We start from the raw sequence: 14,235 nt of genomic DNA on the forward strand, positions 1-14,235 counted from the left end.
CGAGTTGACTTGACGCATGTCAGGTTGGGACAGCTTGAGTACACTAACTTCTCAATAAGGAGACTTCTATGAACATTCTTCTCGCCGTTGACGGTAGCCCTTACACCAAGAAAATGCTGGCCTATCTGACCACGCACGAGTTGTTCTCTTCCGAGAAGAACAGCTACACCGTGTTCACGGCCCAACCTGCCTTGCCCCCTCGCGCTCGCGCGGCGGTCGGCAAGGAAATTGTTGAAAAATACTACAGCGAAGAGGCGGAGAAAGTGTTGGCCCCGGTCAGCAAGTTCCTCGTGCGCCACCGCATTGACGCTAAAAGTAGCTGGAAGGTGGGCCACGCAGGCGAGTCGATCTCCAAGTTCGCAGACAGTGGCGACTTTGATCTGGTGATCATGGGCTCGCACGGTCACGGCACGCTGGTCAATCTGGTGATGGGCTCTGTGGCCACCCAAGTGCTGTCCCATTGCAAGGTGCCGGTCATGCTGGTTCGTTAAGTCAGTGACCGACTTTGCTATTGATTAAATAGCCTCCTACGCCTGCTGGACGGGGGTAGGGGCCGAAAAAACATCTACAATCTCAACGGGTTCTAAGACCGTCAAAACAGGTACTCACCACCAAGTCTGTGACTTGGTCGTCGGTGAGCGTCCCACCCATCTTCAGAAACTCCACCACCGGGTCGCAGGCCCGCGCGTAGAGGGTGTACAGCACGGCAATCGCCGGAAGCGACGGGTTCACTTCGCCAGCGGCTTGGGCCGCCTCAATCCACTCACCCATGACATCACTGACCGTCACCAAGGCGTCCATATAGTCTTTGTTGCCCACCAAGGCGGTGCGCAACGCAGAGTTTTGATTGGGGAGGGCTGGCATCTCACCGGCCAGTTTGATGCCCAGCATCCAGTGCACCACATGACGCAACTTTTCAACAGGAGCCAGTGCCTCTGGCACGGTTTCCACAAACGCTTGCGCTTGGCGCAAGACTCGCACCATGGCGGCGGCGGCCAGGTCCTCTTTGCTGGAAAAGTGCTTGTATAAACTGGCTTTGGCAATGCCGACCTGTGCGGCGACTTCGTCTACCGTCATGGCGTCAAAGCCTTTCTCAGCCAGCAGCCGATTCACCGCCTGCACGATGGCTTCTTCGCGGGCTTTGAGCATTTGCTGCTTGAAGGAAACTCGGAGGATGGGGGCGGTATTCATCGTCGTATTTTATTCAACTGCGTCGATTCATGGGTGCTTTGGTTTTTTTGATACTCAATCGTTCAAACCAATGACTGCGCGGCCGCGCCAGTCAAGGCGCTGGTCAAGGCGTCCAGCACCACCGAATCCAGATTCCAGCAATGCCAATACAACTCCACGGGCAAGGAGTGTTTCGGGGCGATATTGACCAAGCGGCCTTGCGCCAGGTGCTCACGCACTCCCAGCTCTGGCAACACACTGACGCCCCAGCCCGCCAACACCGCCCGCACCTGGCCTTCAGAACTGGGCACGTAAAGCTGGCTGAGCGCCACGCGCTTGAGGTTAAAGCTGGTGGCAATGAACTCTGCCTGCAAGCCGTCCTTGCGATTGAAGGCAATAAAAGGAAAAGCGCGAAAGTTGTGGGCCGTGATGCCGTCCGGGCAATGCTTGTCGGCATAGGCTGGCTCGGCCACTGCCACGTAGCGCATTGCGCCCAGAGGGAGCATTTTGCAACTGCGCAGCGCCTGCTTGAGGGTCGTCACACAACCCAGCACCTGGCCTTCACGCAGCCAATCGTGGGTGAACTCCTGATCGTCCGTGATAATTTCAATCGCCAACCCCTGTTGCACCAAGCGACTCAGCGCCGGCAGGGCCCAGGTGGCGATGCTGTCAGCGTTGATGGCAATCGAGATCCGCTCCTCATCGCGCCCATTGCCAGTGACGCCGGGCGTCAAGTCTTTGAGGTCGCGTTCCAGATCGGCTCGCAGCAAGCGCATCTGCATGGCGTGCTTGAGCAGCAAGCGACCGGCCGAGGTGGCTTTCAAAGGCCGGCTTCGCACAATCAACACCGTGCCGACCTGCACCTCCAGCGAGCGAAGCCGCTGCGACACGGCCGACTGGGTGATGGACAAGCGCACCGCTGCGCGCTCAAACCCACCCTCTTCCACTATGGCCGCCAAACACTCCAGGGCATCCGGATCAAAGGTACTCATCCCGCCTCCTCGAATTAGCTAATCTAATGTTTTTGATATTAGTTTAATTCTACTTTTTTTACCACCGGAGATCGGCCACACTGCGCGCATGAAAATCATCATTCTTGGCGCAGGCATTATTGGCGTGAGCACCGCTTGGCACTTATTGGAGCAGGGCCACGAGGTCACGGTCGTTGACCGTCAACCCGATGCAGCCATGGAAACGAGTTTCGCCAACGCGGCGCAAATCTCGGTGAGCTACTGCGAACCCTGGGCCAACCGGGATGCACCACTGAAAGCGCTGAAGTGGATGTTCAGCAAAGAAGCGCCCCTGCTGTTTCGCCCCAAGCTTGACTGGCACCAGTGGCTGTGGAGCCTGAAGTTCTTGGGTCAATGCAACGACAAGGCGTTTGAGCGCAATGTGCAACAGCTCGTCGCGCTGGGCGCGTACAGCCACTCGGCCCTGAAGTCGCTGGTGCAAAGCACCGGCATTGAATACCAGCGACTGGAGTGCGGCATCGCCCACTACTACACCGACCAGAAATCGTTTGACACCGCCGGTGACGCCGCCCAGTTGATGAGCAAATACGGCGTCTCCCGCCGCGTCGTGGACAAGGCCGAACTGCTGCGCATTGAGCCCGCGTTCAAGTCGTTTTCCGACCGAATCGTGGGGGGAACCTTCACCGCCAGTGACGAGTCGGGCGATGCCCGCGTCTTCACCCAGGCACTGGCCAAAGCCTGTGTTGCCCGCGGCGCAGAATTTTTGTATGGCCACGACGTGGTGCAATTGAACAAGGTCGGCGGCGCCATCGAATCTGTGGCGGTGCGCCCAGCGCGCATCGGGCCTGGCGGCCAGCGCGGCATTGGCGCGTCCCGCCAGTTGAACGCGGACCATGTGGTGGTCGCTTGCGGCTCGTACTCAGCGCCGTTACTGCGCACCGTGGGCGTGGACCTGCCTATTTACCCCGGCAAAGGCTACAGCGCCACCTTCAAGATCAAGCGCCCTGAACTCGCGCCCAAGGTCTCAACCATTGACGACGAGAAAAAAATCGCCATCAGCCGCCTTGGCGACCAGTTGCGCGTGGCCGGCACCATCGAAGTTGGCGGCTACGACCTGTCGCTGGACACGCCGCTGGCCCGGGCACGCTGTCAGATGCTGTCCAACCGCATTGAAGAGGTGTTTCCCGGCCTGTGCGACACCCGCAATGCCGAGCAAGGCGGCCAACCCAACTACTGGACTGGCTTGCGCCCTGCCACGCCCACCAACATTCCCTACATTGGCCAGACCAAGGTCAGCAAGCTGTGGGTCAACGCAGGACACGGTACGCTGGGTTGGACACACGGCGCTGGCTCCGGCAAGGCGCTCGCTGAGTTGATCTGCGGTCGTGAACCCGAGATGGCTTTCGCCTTTCACGGAGTGAAGACCACGGTCTAAGGCTGCCACTCCACGGGCCGGCGACACCAATCGCCAGCCCGTGAGGCAGCGCGAGGGTGCGCCGACCCGGTTTGCGAAGCCCGCCGGAACGGCGCAAAATGGGCGCATGAACGCGAACGACGCGCAACTGATTCAAATTCCCGTGGACGATGTCCACATCGAAGGCTTGCTAACCCTGCCAGGCCAGTGCTGCGGCTTGGTGCTGTTTGCCCACGGCAATGACAGCAGCCGCCACGACCCCCACAACACGACCGTCACCCAAGCCCTGCACGCCCAAGGCTTGGGCACCTTGGTGCTTGACCTGCTCACCGTGGCCGAGATGCTGGACTACCACACCCGTTTTGACATCTCGCTGCTCACCCACCGCCTGTTGGTCACCACGGGTTGGGTCAGGCTACACGCCCCCACCCTGCATTTGCCCTTGGGCTACTTTGGCGCCGGCACGGGCGCAGCCGCTGCGTTGCAGGCCGCTGCGGCCTTGGGGGAGGACATCAACGCAGTCGTCTCTCGCGGTGGTCGCCCGGACCTTGCCGGCCACCACGAGTTGAGCAAGGTCGCCGCTCCCGCGCTGCTGCTGGTAGGCAGTCGCGACGAAGAAGTGCTCGCCCTCAACCACGAAGCCTGTGCGCAACTGACTTGCACCAAGTCATTGAGCATCATTGCCGGGGCCTCCCATTTGTTTGACGAACCCGGTGCACTGGACGCTGTGGCACAGCAGGCCGCCCAATGGTTGGCACAGCACGTGCCGCGCTAAAAGTTGCCCCGCGCGTCCTGATTCACCGTCGCCCCTGATTTGGTGGGTAATTTGGGTGTTTTTATCGCTTTAGAACCGCCAAGGGCCCTCCAGAATAGCCGGCAACCAGGAGATTTCATGACCTTGCAGTACCAGCTCAAAGAGGGTAACTACCACTTGTATGACCTCAGCACGCCCGCCAGCAAGGTCACAGGCGAGCACCGCCTGCGTTTGATGACCGACACCGTGGCGTTGGCTTTTGACCTGCGCACCGGCAAGCTGCACGAGCATGGCAATCCCACCCGAATTCACTCTTGGGCCACCACCGCCCGCCGGCGTCTTCGGGCGGCCGGCTCGGTCGACAGCGCTAATGACATCGTGGTGGTCTCTGGCCCGCTGCCGGTGGAAGAGATCAACAAGTGCCTGCAGATCAACGGCTACTGCCGCCACATGCTGTCCCGCCTGTCCACCTTGCCGCACGGCAAACGCGTTGGCCATTCACAGGCGCATTAATTGCTCCTGATTTCATAGCTGTTTGCGCTTATTTGGCGTGTACCAGCTAATGATTTGGCACTATATTTTCGGGTTGCCGATCGGGTTGGGCTTGTGACTAGCTTCTGACACAAGCCGCGCTACGATGGGCTTGACTTCGTCAATCGTGTCCTGAGGGCCAAAGCGCGCTTCCAGGCGCTCAATGCCCCGTGCCAATGACGGGCCAAGCTTGATGCTCGCTTGGTCCAGGTCCGGTTTCGACTTTTCAAGTGACACCAATAGGTCACGGGGCGAACCTTTGACGCCGTGGACCAAGAGTGAGCGAAACAGGCTTCTCGAAATACCGATGTGCGCGGCGATGCGATTTCTGAACGTGCGGCCAGAGCCGGGCCCAACTTGCATCCACAGGAAGCCCAGCAGTCCGATCAGGACCCCGACTCCGAGAATGGCGGCTGTATATATCACGGTGTTTTTGACTCCTTTTGCGATTCAGATGAAGTGCGGAACAGTTGGTGCAGCAGCAATGGCCAAGGTCTGAAATCATCGGCGCTGAGCGGCTTCATCGCGCAGCGTCTGTTTTGAATCCTACTACCGTTGCTGGTGATCTTGCCAAGTCCCTTGTTTCAACGTGCTATCTCTGGACGTCTGATTGGGTGCTTGACTTTTTACGGCTGCCATTCGCGGTTGGAGTTTTATGCAGTTTCTGACTGCGGCCCTTAATGGAACTGCGCAGGTAAGCTATTCACTATGTAGCAATTTTTCCGCGGCAACCCCCACTCGTTCCCCTAACCCTCTCCCGCCCCGCCGGGCGGGAGAGGGAGCTCAACAGCCCCATTTGGCCGCGTGTTGGAAGATTCGGAGTGCCTGATCGGACTGGGTTTGGTAGCCGGGTTGGGTTGAGCGCGAGGGGGCAGGAAGCGAGGCTCACAGTCGATGAAGTCCGGAGGCAGCTTTGTGCCCAAAGCCAAATTTCATTTCGGCGAAATGCCTGCCCGATACCGGTCTTAGAACCCAACATGGAAAACTCACCGGATTAACCGCGGAGTTTCATATAGCAGCCCTTCACTTCACCTCGACTGAATCATATTGCTGACATTGGCGGCGTAAAGAACGTTGACAGGAGTGCAGCGGAAGGAGTCATTGGATACTTGGAAGTGGATGACTCTTTAGAGGCCATACCGGCGGTACACCGGGTCCAAAGGATAGCCCACGGATTTGGGAAAGCCGACTTTCGTTTTTGCCGTAAGTTGTCGGTCGCTGGCAGTGCCAAAACTCGCAAGCGGGTCTACACCGAAGAAAGTCACTTTGTTCAACTGGCCGTCGGCAGCGTGGCGTTGCCGGGCATTTGGACTGTGGCAGCGACCGGTTAAATCCAAGGTCAGGAGCGGATACTGATGTTCCCGAACTGTTTGCTCCATAGCTGACTTTGACACGCGTTCGCCCCGAGATGCGACCCAACGCTGTGGAGGGCTGTGGTGATCCGCAGAATTTGTTGCAGGCCGCAAATCTCACGCCACCCGGCATATTTGCCAAGTTCGGCGGCATACTCAGCTTGCAATCAATGGGCTGGTGTGCCCGCAACTGGGAGATAAAACGTATGGAAATTTGGGTGTCTGTTGGCCTGGGCCTAGTGTTGCTATTGGTGGGTGGCGAGTTGTTGGTACGCGGGGCCGTGGCGTCGGCTACGTCGCTGGGAGTATCGCCGCTACTGATTGGGTTGACGCTGGTGGGGTTTGGCACCTCGACACCCGAGCTGGTGACCAGTGTGACCGCAGCGCTGAACGGCTCGCCTGGCATCGCGGTGGGCAATGTGGTGGGCTCCAACATCGCTAACATTCTCTTTATCCTGGGACTCTCGGCGGTGATTTACCCAATGGCCGTCAACCCCAAGGGCTTCAGGCGCGATGCCATGATGCTGTCGGCCGCTGCTTTGGCCTGCTTGGGTGTGGTGCTGGCTGGGCGCATGGGCATGCTGGTGGGTGTGGCGTTTCTTGCCAGCTTGCTGGCGTATGTGGTGTTTGTTTATTTGCAGGAAAAGCGCGCCCCCGATGAGGCGGCGCTGGTCGCCGAGCACCGCGCTCAAGACGCACGCGGCGGGCCGCGCCAACTGGCGTTGTCACTGGCGATGGCGGTGGGTGGTATTGCGATCACGATTTTTGGCGCCCGCTTTCTTGTGGACGGCTCCATTGCAATGGCCAAAGGTTTGGGGATTTCGGACACCATCATCGGGCTGACGATTGTGGCGGTAGGCACTTCCATGCCCGAGTTGGTGACTTCGGTGATGGCGGCGCTGCGCAAACATGCCGATGTGGCCTACGGCAATATTGTGGGGTCGAGCATCTTTAATGTGTTCTTTATTCTGGGAACCACCTCCATCATCGAGCCGATTGACATTCCGCCCCAAATTGCCAGTTTTGACATTTGGGTGATGCTGGGTGCCACCGGTCTGCTGGTGTACTTTGCCCGCTCAGGTGCCACGTTGCAACGCTGGGAAGGCTGGATTTTTCTCACGTCATACGCAGCCTACACGGGCTACTTGATCTCGATTGCCTAGAAAGCTCCACAACATGACCACAGCCACATCCGAACAAAAAGTCTTAGGTTTCTTGCCGTAAAAAGCCGTGCCAGGCGCATTGCTGTTTTTTGTCGCCGCGCCGGCAATGGTCGTCGTGAATTCAGCTTGTGGTTCTGCGTACCAATCGCTCCTTGCAACCACTTTCAGCATTGGACCCACAGGCGACGGCATTGAGATGAAGGTGGCGTACTGGATCAAGAACGCGTTGATAGCGTTGTTTTTTTCTTCGTCGGGCTGGAGCTCAAACGCGAGATGCTGGAGGGGCAGCTATCCAACCCAAAGGCCGCCCAAAATGCCTTCGTTGGGTTTCATCGACTCAAGTTGAAGCGCCTCAGAGCCGCCGCTCACAAGCGCCCGCTGATGCCCCAATGGCAAAGTTGAGGCCCCCACCATCTATGACCACTTCCGCCCGTCTTGCAGACCTTAAAGGCGACAAGTCGGTACACCGCTTTGTGTCTGTTGAAGTCAGCCGCCCAAATTTTGCCCCGTTTTCACTCGACGGACTCCATTAGACAAAAGCGGTCCGCCACACTTCGGCCGCCGCCGGCGGTTCCCGACCCAAAGCTGCCGTTAGGGTTTTCGCTTCCAGCACCGGGTATGCAGCGCAAGGAGTCGCCCATCAATACCCGCAATAGGGCGGTTCAATTGCATGATCTTGGGTTCCGGTCGTTCGCCGTTCATGTGTGCCGGCGATCGACCCAAAGCTGTCATAGCGATCGGAATAATTAATGCCTGATAGCGGTCATTCATAGACTACCGCTTGCCGGGGGGAGATCAACGCCAATTGGCGTGGGCTCGTGGCTGGGGAAGCCGGTGCAACCCCAGCCGAGATCATGTGTTGTGGCATCTGCCCCTGACTTTCTCGATCCAAGAAGCATCAGGCCGACCAGCCCGAGTGCGAAGTCGTTGACCTAAATAAACCACTGTGTAATTCACACAATATCGTCAGAGCCACGCTTAGAAATGGGATATAGCGCTGGCGATGCGTGGTGAACTAGCCCCGGACTCTTGACCCACTTTCGTATCAGGCAGCTACCAGATCTCGCGCCAACTTGTCCCTGAGTTGGTTCACAAGATTCGTTTTTGCGCTTGAGATGTGCTGCTCTGTCAGAAACACTGCGTGGGCTGCGTCGCCACGGCCTATCGCTTCGGCAATGGCCTGGTGCTCATCCCAAATGGCAGAACGATGGTTGGTCCAGCGGTGTACTGCACCCATAACGCGCCGAATATGCACCCAGTAACGATTGGCACTCTCCGCAATCAGAGCATTGCCCGAGGCGGTGTAAATGGCGTAATGGAAAGCAATGTCCGCGTCGATGATGCGCTTAAGGTCACCACTTTTCGAAATCAAACGCCCCTGCTCGATCAATGTTGGATCGATCGTGACGCCTGCCTGTGCCGCCAAGCGCGCCGCAAGTACATCGAGCGCTCCTCGGACTTCGTAGAGATGGTCCACCCACTCCGGGTCCAGCGGTGCGACCTGAACGCCTCGGCCAGGCGCGTCCTCGATGAGGCCGTCCTTCTTCAGCATACGCAGCGCCTGCAATACCGGAGACCGAGACACATGCAACTGCTCCGCAATCTCCTCCTGTGTGATACGTTCACCCGGCGCCAGCGAACCATCGGTGATGGCATCGACCAGCACGTTATAGACTGTCTCGACAAAGTCGCTACGAGTGGGAATTTTTTCAAGTTGCAAACGCATCCGCATATTCTATTTCGAAGACTGTGTACAGAGTACAGAACCAGAGCGGCGCCAACAACAACTTTGATAACGCGCAACCATCTCCGTCCCGTACCAACGACTTTATCGCGCTGCCTGTTTTTTCTGGCGGCACAACTGTGCGGCAGCCAACCAGCACGGTGTCACAACGCCGGGGGGCAGGTGGGCCATCAAGGCCTCACAGTGGTTCACGTTCTGGTCGTCACAGACCAGAAGTTGCAGCCGGTTCTGACTAAGGTTCAGTGGTGTCTTGAGATACAACACCAAGTGTTGTTTGAGATCGTTCTCCAATCTTCCCTCTTTCCATTCAAGATGATCGACATCTCGCCACGCCACCTGCCGCTCTATCGCGACTCGCGCGCCCAACAGGTGCGGCACTTGACTCCACTTGACATGGAGTCCGTCTGCAGTAAAGCGGACCCGCTGCACGTGCAACAAATCGCAAGCAACCGCATGCAGGGCGACAGCAATGCCGCCCACGCCCAACGCCGCAAGACCCAGGCGACTGTCCATGGCGGGCGTTGCCGCCAACCAACCGGGCAATGCCCAGAGCCACAGAACAGCCACTGAGACGCCAGCCATGATCAACAACCCGATCGCCAGACGCCACAGGCGTGGTCGCTTGACCAAGGTGCCGGGCGGCCCGTAGTCCAGTTGGAATGGTGGCATGAATTTATCCATTCACTTCATGCCGGGTTCACCGGCGGTGTCACTCGGGGGTTAGTCGCGCCACAGACATCGGTCAATCAGTTGAACATGTCCGGCTGGGAGAGCGCTAGGTGTTCATAGATCGGCTGAAAATGCAGCCAACCGATGTACTCAGACCCGACGTGATCTCGGCTGTAGCGCGAACGCTCCGGCGTTACCAGGACAGGCTTGTGCCCAGAGGCCTCGACCATCAATTGCTGGCGGCAGCAACGTTCCAGCGCAATGAACCAGAAGGCGGCGGCCTCAATGCTGTGTCGACTGGCGGTGAGCAAGCCATGGTTCTGGTGAATAGCGGCTTTCACGCCTTTGAACCAGTCGCAAACGGCCATGCCGGCGCTCTCTTCTACCGCCACTTGGCCGGCCTCGTCCTTAATGACCACGTGGTCCTCGAAGAAGGCTGCGGCGTCCTGCGAAATAGGCTCCAACGCTCGGCCTAGTGCGGCGAAAGCGGTACCGTAGACCGTGTGTGCATGGCACATCGCAATGATGTCTGGGTGCGCCTCATGCACCGCCGCGTGCAGTACGAAACCAGCGCGGTTGATCGCGTGACTGCCCTCCACGACGCGGCCCTTGTGGTCGGCCAGGATGAGGTTAGACACCTTGACCTGGGCAAAATGAACACACATTGGGTTGGTCCAGTAGAGTTCGGGATGCTCGGGGTCTCGGATGGTGAGGTGGCCAGCGAAGCCGTAGTCGAAGCGTTCCAGAGCAAAGGCGCGGCACGCGGCCACCAGCCGCTGCTTGAGATGCAGGCGTTCTGCCTCGAAGTTGTCGAATTCAGGTATTTCGGGGTAAATCAGTCCCGGTTGTTCGGGCTGGTAGATCGAGATCTTCTTGACCTTGTTGAGCATAGTGTTCTCCGGTGAGGTTCAGGTGGATTTTTTAGAGGTCGAGCACGAGGAGCGGGCTGGTAGCACGTGAGACGCAAACTGTGAGACAGCGCGTTTTTTCTTCGTCGGTGAGGATGTAGTCGTTGTGTTCGACTTCGCCTTCGAGGTAGTCGACCTTGCAGGCGCCGCACAATCCCGACAAACATGAAGTGGGCACACGGTGGCCCGCAAGTTCGATGGCGCGCACGATGCTTTGCTCGGGCAGCACCGGCACTGTGATGCCCTGGCGGGCCAGCCGCACCGAAAAGCTCGCGCCGGGTGCGTTTTTCGGTGTGGATTCGGTCGCCTTGAAGTGCTCACTGTGCACGCTGCGGGGTGACCAATGTGCACTGGCCTCGGCGCAGGCTTTCATCCAGCCGCCGGGGCCGCAGTAGTACAAATGCGCCCCCTCCGGTTGTCGCCGCAGCAAGCTCGTGATGTCCAGGCCCTGGCCCGGCACGCCGCTGTCGAAATGGAGGTGCAGCCTATCTTGTGGCACCAGGAGCCGCAACGACTCTGCAAAGGCAGCATTGCGCGGGCTGCGGGCGCAATAGTGCAGTTCGAACGACGCCCCTTGAGCAGTCAGCTCGTGCGCCATGGCTTTAATCGGCGTGATGCCGATACCACCAGCCAGCAACACTGTGTGCGCGGCCCCCGGTACCATGGAAAAAGCGTTACGCGGTGCTCCCACCGTCAGCAAACCACCCACGCGCACACTCTCGTGCATGGCCTTTGAGCCACCTCTTCCGTTGAGTTCCCGCAGGACGCCCAAGGTCCAGCTCATGCGGTCGGCAGGGTCGCCGGCCAGCGAGTAAGACCGCATCACGCCGCCAGGCAGGTGTACGTCGACGTGGGCACCGGCCTTCACCGTCGGTAGTTCGGCGCCATCCGGGTCTATCAATTCAAAAGCGTGGATGCCTTCGGCAAGCAGACGGATGGCACGCACCTGAAGCCGTAGCAATGGTGCACCCGCTGCTTCAGGCTGAAGGACGCCCTGAGGCAGTGGAGCATTCATGCTTGCCTCCGTGCCAGCACGTCTTGCTGAAGGGCTTCTAGTTTTGCCTTCACGAAGCGGTCGCGTTCGGGGCCCTTCATGCCATCGGCTTCGGTCAGGATGGTCACGACCTGGCGCGCCAGGTGGCGGCGCAGCGTGACCTCTTCTTCCTTGGTCCGCCCCACGGGCAGCTCAAACACGTTGCCCGAGCAGTAGCTGTTTGGTGTGCCGCCGCAGTCGCGCAGCCAGTCCGCGAACTGTTCTGGGCCAGCCTTGGGGTTGCTGCCTCGTACGGCATCGCGGAGCAGCTTGCGCAACATGTAGACGCCGGCGTCGAACTTGGTCGGATTCTCCAGGGCGTGGATGGCGATGGGGCGCTGGCTGATGATGGCTTCATAGTCGCCGGGTGCGTACTGGCAGTCTTTATAGTTGGGGCGTGCGCGGTGGTCGCTGGGAATGGGAGGCATGTCTTCCAGTTCATACTTTCCAAAGCGCTCTGGCCGGCGCAGTGCCACCTGCCCCTCCAGAAAATCGATGGTTTCATAACCCACGAGGCTTTTGTTACCCACTCCGCGGGTATCGATACCCGGCCCCATCACTCGCCAGCCAATCATCTTGGAGTTGAGGTCGTCCACTGGCACCGTCCAGCGGACAATGTGAAATCGTCCAAATAGCTTCTTCTTGTGTCCGTCTTCCGATGTGTAGGCGTGCAGGCTCAGGTTGGGCAAAACCTGATGCTGAACGCGGATGTACATGTGGTTGTCGTCAGAACGGCGCGCACCTGAGCAGGCCAAGCCACGACCGCCGTGGATGGGAACGAACTGCATATCCGGAGGCACTTCCATCGACGCTGCGCCCACTTCGTCAAAGGTCGTGCCTTGGTAATGCTCACCGGTAACCTGGCGTTTGGCGTGCAGCGCCATCGTATGGAAGTTGTCGGCCGAGTTGTCCTGCACCTGTAGCCAGTTGCAATGCTGGAAGTTGCTGTAAGGCACTAGTTCGTCGCCTTCGGCCACGGTGAAATTGCTTTCCCATTCAGGAAAAGGCGGCTCATCTTGAGGCGGGCCCATGTACGCAAAGACCAGCCCGTTGCGCTCAACCGTCTTGTAGGCGCCTTGACGAATGGAACAGCGATAGCGCTCTCCTTCCTCCTCCTCGCCTTCGGGGAAAGGCACGCGCAGGCAGGTTCCGTCGACATCGAAAACCATGCCGTGGTAGCAGCAGGAGATGCCGTGCTCTTCAATCTTGCCGTACTCTAGCGAAGCGCCCCGGTGCACGCAGTGGGCGTGCAGCAGACCGATGTGGCCGCTGCCGTCCCGGAAGCAGACCAGCTCCTCACCCAAGATTTTGAGGAAACGGGGCGTGTCGCTCAGCTCCATCGTCATGCACACAGGTTGCCAGAAGCGGCGCATGTATTCGCCTGTTGGCGTGCCCGGCCCTACTTCCGTCAGCTCGGCGTCGTGGCTGGGTTCTTTGTTAGTGAAGTATCCGCCGAAGGGGATGAGCTTCTTGGCGGTTGGGGCGCCTGCAACGGCGTTATTTTCAAACTTATCCTGAAGGGTGGTCATGATTGGGCTCCGTGAGGTGGGTCGGTGAAAACAAACTCTAAATACCGTACTCTGAATACTGTATACAGAGTTTAAAATCGATTTGAAATTTTCGCATGAGGGATTTCCCTTAATTCACCGCGAGTCACTACTTGAAGTAGATCGACTTGAGTTCAGCCCTTTATGGAACACACTCCATGCGACGGACCTAGGCCCCCTGATTTGCCGTCGTACTAAAAACCTTCGAGCCGTTCAGCGACGGCCAGGGCACACCAAAATTGAGAGCAACGTAAAGTATTTAAGTGTCAAAGCCGAAACGCGCTAGAAATGGCCGAGCAGATCGATATCAGAGCGAAGACTTTACGGGAGGTGACCCCGACGATTTGACCGCCTGACAGCGGTCATTCGTGACTGCCAGCAACTGGTGCCGATGCGGATGCACCGGCCATCGACTTCATCGCATCTTTGTTGCCCGTCAACCTGTACATGCTACGACCGCTCTGGAGCATGGAGATCGAAAAGTCGTTTGACCGGAACGTGCTCTTCCTGCTTTTCGAGTTCCGCAGATGAACGTCAGCTGATCGTCGGGAAGAGACATTGGCAGTCGTAGACCCTTTGGCCGCTTCCGTCCGCACTGCCGAATTACATGCCGCTGCATTGCTGACGTTCATTCCAAACGAACTGTTTCTTAGGAAACGGCTCGACTTTAGTTCCAACTACCCGATGGCCTACTTTGAAACAGGGGGTAGGTTTGACTGGAATATTCAAAATAAAATGGACAGTCGAGCCATCGATGTGTCCATCGAAATGATGAAATTAATGGACACCAAGAAAGTACGCAAGCTGTTGATTTACCAAGAATAATTTATGCCCATCAAATTAAAACTCGGGTGTGCTTTTCGAGGGGATGGGCTCATTTAGCCAATGTAGTCCGCGTGCTGGGGAATATTCATTCACCCAGTTCGCGCCAGCGTACAAGCCTCGTCAATCCAAACAGTAATGCACGAATACCAGCCCA

15 protein-coding genes and 2 pseudogenes are annotated in these 14,235 nt (G+C 58.2%); 9 read left to right on the top strand and 8 right to left on the bottom strand.

The window, feature by feature from the left end:
- The first annotated feature begins 68 nt into the window (after positions 1-68).
- Positions 69-491 carry a universal stress protein gene (locus J8G15_RS13925; protein ID WP_210542754.1) on the top strand — a complete coding sequence of 141 codons (423 nt, stop codon included), beginning with the start codon at positions 69-71 and terminating at the stop codon, positions 489-491.
- A gap of 82 nt (positions 492-573) precedes the next feature.
- Here the strand turns inward: J8G15_RS13925 and J8G15_RS13930 are convergent, their stop codons facing one another.
- Both J8G15_RS13930 and J8G15_RS13935 read right to left on the bottom strand, forming a co-directional pair.
- On the bottom strand, positions 574-1,191 hold the full coding sequence (locus tag J8G15_RS13930; RefSeq protein WP_240538295.1) for a TetR/AcrR family transcriptional regulator: 618 nt from the start codon (positions 1,189-1,191) through the stop codon (positions 574-576).
- Positions 1,192-1,253: 62 nt separating this feature from the next.
- Positions 1,254-2,162 (bottom strand): LysR family transcriptional regulator ArgP, encoded by a 909-nt coding sequence (locus J8G15_RS13935; protein WP_210542755.1) that lies wholly within the window; start codon positions 2,160-2,162, stop codon positions 1,254-1,256.
- A gap of 88 nt (positions 2,163-2,250) precedes the next feature.
- Between J8G15_RS13935 and J8G15_RS13940 the strand changes: the two genes are divergently transcribed.
- The 3 genes from J8G15_RS13940 (at position 2,251) to J8G15_RS13950 (ending at position 4,822) form a co-directional block, all read left to right on the top strand.
- The gene (locus J8G15_RS13940) at positions 2,251-3,576 is read left to right on the top strand and encodes a D-amino acid dehydrogenase (protein WP_210542757.1); all 1,326 of its coding nucleotides are present in this window, start codon (positions 2,251-2,253) and stop codon (positions 3,574-3,576) included.
- A 106-nt stretch (positions 3,577-3,682) separates the two neighbouring features.
- Positions 3,683-4,330 (top strand): dienelactone hydrolase family protein, encoded by a 648-nt coding sequence (locus tag J8G15_RS13945; RefSeq protein WP_210542758.1) that lies wholly within the window; start codon positions 3,683-3,685, stop codon positions 4,328-4,330.
- Between the two features lie 117 nt (positions 4,331-4,447).
- A complete protein-coding gene (locus J8G15_RS13950) occupies positions 4,448-4,822 on the top strand; it encodes a hypothetical protein (protein ID WP_210542759.1) in 375 nt (124 codons plus the stop codon).
- 60 nt (positions 4,823-4,882) lie between these two features.
- On the opposite strand, the gene J8G15_RS13955 is transcribed toward J8G15_RS13950, so the two are convergent.
- Positions 4,883-5,266 carry a hypothetical protein gene (locus tag J8G15_RS13955; protein WP_210542760.1) on the bottom strand — a complete coding sequence of 128 codons (384 nt, stop codon included), beginning with the start codon at positions 5,264-5,266 and terminating at the stop codon, positions 4,883-4,885.
- Between the two features lie 689 nt (positions 5,267-5,955).
- On the opposite strand from J8G15_RS13955, the gene J8G15_RS13960 reads away from it, so the two are divergent.
- The 3 genes and pseudogenes from J8G15_RS13960 (at position 5,956) to J8G15_RS22145 (ending at position 7,757) form a co-directional block, all read left to right on the top strand.
- The gene (locus J8G15_RS13960; protein ID WP_210542761.1) at positions 5,956-6,171 is read left to right on the top strand and encodes a hypothetical protein; all 216 of its coding nucleotides are present in this window, start codon (positions 5,956-5,958) and stop codon (positions 6,169-6,171) included.
- 77 nt (positions 6,172-6,248) lie between these two features.
- Positions 6,249-7,355, top strand: a complete 1,107-nt coding sequence (locus J8G15_RS13965; RefSeq protein WP_210542762.1) for a calcium/sodium antiporter — start codon at positions 6,249-6,251, stop codon at positions 7,353-7,355.
- 106 nt (positions 7,356-7,461) lie between these two features.
- Positions 7,462-7,757, top strand: a pseudogene (locus tag J8G15_RS22145) (Na+/H+ antiporter NhaA).
- A 643-nt stretch (positions 7,758-8,400) separates the two neighbouring features.
- Here the strand turns inward: J8G15_RS22145 and J8G15_RS13975 are convergent.
- The 5 genes from J8G15_RS13975 to J8G15_RS13995 all read right to left on the bottom strand — a co-directional run bounded on the left by J8G15_RS13975 (position 8,401) and on the right by J8G15_RS13995 (position 13,238).
- Positions 8,401-9,081 carry a GntR family transcriptional regulator gene (locus J8G15_RS13975; protein ID WP_210542765.1) on the bottom strand — a complete coding sequence of 227 codons (681 nt, stop codon included), beginning with the start codon at positions 9,079-9,081 and terminating at the stop codon, positions 8,401-8,403.
- A 102-nt stretch (positions 9,082-9,183) separates the two neighbouring features.
- The gene (locus J8G15_RS13980) at positions 9,184-9,768 is read right to left on the bottom strand and encodes a hypothetical protein (RefSeq protein WP_210542767.1); all 585 of its coding nucleotides are present in this window, start codon (positions 9,766-9,768) and stop codon (positions 9,184-9,186) included.
- Positions 9,769-9,845: 77 nt separating this feature from the next.
- Entirely contained in the window at positions 9,846-10,658 is an 813-nt protein-coding gene (locus J8G15_RS13985) for a class II aldolase/adducin family protein (protein ID WP_210542768.1), read from the bottom strand.
- A 31-nt stretch (positions 10,659-10,689) separates the two neighbouring features.
- On the bottom strand, positions 10,690-11,691 hold the full coding sequence (locus J8G15_RS13990) for a PDR/VanB family oxidoreductase (RefSeq protein ID WP_210542770.1): 1,002 nt from the start codon (positions 11,689-11,691) through the stop codon (positions 10,690-10,692).
- Positions 11,688-13,238, bottom strand: a complete 1,551-nt coding sequence (locus J8G15_RS13995) for a Rieske 2Fe-2S domain-containing protein (protein ID WP_210542771.1) — start codon at positions 13,236-13,238, stop codon at positions 11,688-11,690. Before J8G15_RS13995 ends, J8G15_RS13990 begins: the two co-directional genes overlap by 4 nt.
- Positions 13,239-13,378: 140 nt before the next feature.
- Between J8G15_RS13995 and J8G15_RS21605 the strand changes: the two are divergent.
- Both J8G15_RS21605 and J8G15_RS14000 read left to right on the top strand, forming a co-directional pair.
- Positions 13,379-13,604: pseudogene (locus tag J8G15_RS21605) on the top strand (hypothetical protein); the annotation flags it as partial.
- A gap of 210 nt (positions 13,605-13,814) precedes the next feature.
- Complete coding sequence (locus J8G15_RS14000) at positions 13,815-14,081, top strand: hypothetical protein (protein ID WP_210542773.1); 267 nt, start codon at positions 13,815-13,817, stop codon at positions 14,079-14,081.
- The last annotated feature ends 154 nt before the right edge of the window (positions 14,082-14,235 follow it).

This window comes from Rhodoferax sp. PAMC 29310 (assembly GCF_017948265.1).
Lineage (GTDB): Bacteria > Pseudomonadota > Gammaproteobacteria > Burkholderiales > Burkholderiaceae_C > Rhodoferax.